Origin of the sequence: Catenulispora yoronensis (assembly GCF_039531695.1) — a bacterium.
Classification (GTDB): Bacteria; Actinomycetota; Actinomycetes; order Streptomycetales; family Catenulisporaceae; genus Catenulispora; species Catenulispora yoronensis.
Genome location: NZ_BAAAQN010000234.1, coordinates 1 through 546, shown reverse-complemented (window position 1 = coordinate 546; position 546 = coordinate 1). Strand labels below are relative to the sequence as shown.

General features: G+C 55.9%; 1 protein-coding gene. It reads right to left on the bottom strand.

Annotated features, from left to right (window positions below):
• Nucleotides 1-546, bottom strand: a 546-nt coding sequence (locus tag ABD481_RS47030; RefSeq protein ID WP_344672385.1) for an aspartyl/asparaginyl beta-hydroxylase domain-containing protein, incomplete at both ends; no start/stop codon positions are given.

Here is a 546-nt window from a genome sequence, read left to right as displayed (position 1 = left end):
ATAGTGGCCCGTTCTTCCATGACGATCAGCTGCTGCTGCTTCTCCTGATGGCGGTCCAGCGCCAGGGTGCTGGTCAGCTGTTCCACCAGGGTATCCACCAGCTGCTGCTGATCGTGGCTGAGATGGCGGCCAACCGGCAGCGTCGCCAGCAGGATGCCGTACTGACTATGCGCATCTGACAGCCGCCACTTCAGCGTTGTTCCCCCATCCGGCAGCGGCGGCAGATTGCGTGGACAGAGGTAGCAGCCTTTATCATCACAGTCATCATCCGAGTGGCAGGTAAACTCCTGGTGATTATCTTCGTCTTCCAGGTCGTAAACCCGTACCTCGATATCGCGCAGCAGCGCGGTAGTTTGCGGACAGAGCTGGCTGGCGGAAGGATGGGCATCCTCATACCATTTCAGATAAAAGCGTTTCCAGCCGGTTTTGAAAAATGAGTTAAACCCGGCATCGTTATATTTATCGGCCGCTTTAATCTGCTCCAGCTGCTGAAGGTGGAGACCTTCGTCGCGAATAACCTGCCAGTTTTGCTGCAATATCGCCAGC